Below are 752 nucleotides of genomic sequence, written 5' to 3' on the forward strand. Positions count from 1 at the left end.
CCTGTGGGGTGCCAGAAGTCGGCCTGAGCCTGTGACCTGGGGCGATGCGCCGGCGCGGGGCCGGCCGCATGATGGTCAACTATGTCCGTACGCCTGCTGTACCTGATCCTCGTTCGGGTCTGTAGCTGGCTGGTTCTCCTCGGCCGCTCGTCGGCGTCGAAGAACATCGAGTTGCTGGTGCTGCGGCATGAGGTTGCGGTGCTGCGCCGTACCCAGCCCAAGCCCCGGTGGGACTGGGCGGACCGGGCGGTGCTCGCCGCCCTGATCCGACTTCTCCCCAAGGCACTGCGAGCGCACCGGCTGGTCACTCCCGGCACCGTCCTACGGTGGCACCGCCGTCTGATCGTACGGAAATGGACCCATCCACAGCGGATGGGTCGGCCACCGGTCGGCACGGAGATCGTGACCCTCATCAAGCGGCTCGCGACCGAGAACACGACGTGGGGCTACCAGCGGATCCGGGGCGAGCTGCTCAAGCTCGGTCACCGGGTGAGTGCCTCCACGATCCGCCGGGTCCTGACGTCCCTGGGGCTGCCCCCGGCTCCGCAACGGCAGACCGACACGACATGGCGGCAGTTCCTGCGCACGCAGGCGTCGACGATGCTGGCCGTGGACTTCTTCCATGTGGTGCGACGCGAGGTCGCAATGTGTGAGTGAGCGGAACGAAAGGAGGGTCGACGTGGTCGACGATTCGGCTCCGGGCTAGTGCTCACAGCCCGTCCCCGCCTCCGGCATGCGTCGCGTATGCACTC

General features: G+C 67.8%; 1 pseudogene. It reads left to right on the forward strand.

The annotated features are described in order from the left end of the window. Window positions 1-81: 81 nt before the first annotated feature. Window positions 82-627 (forward strand): annotated as a pseudogene (locus FMEAI12_RS00225) (transposase); the annotation flags it as partial. Window positions 628-752: the final 125 nt, after the last annotated feature.

Origin of the sequence: Parafrankia sp. Ea1.12, assembly GCF_900465275.1 — a bacterium.
In the GTDB taxonomy this organism is placed as follows: Bacteria; Actinomycetota; Actinomycetes; order Frankiales; family Frankiaceae; genus Parafrankia; species Parafrankia soli.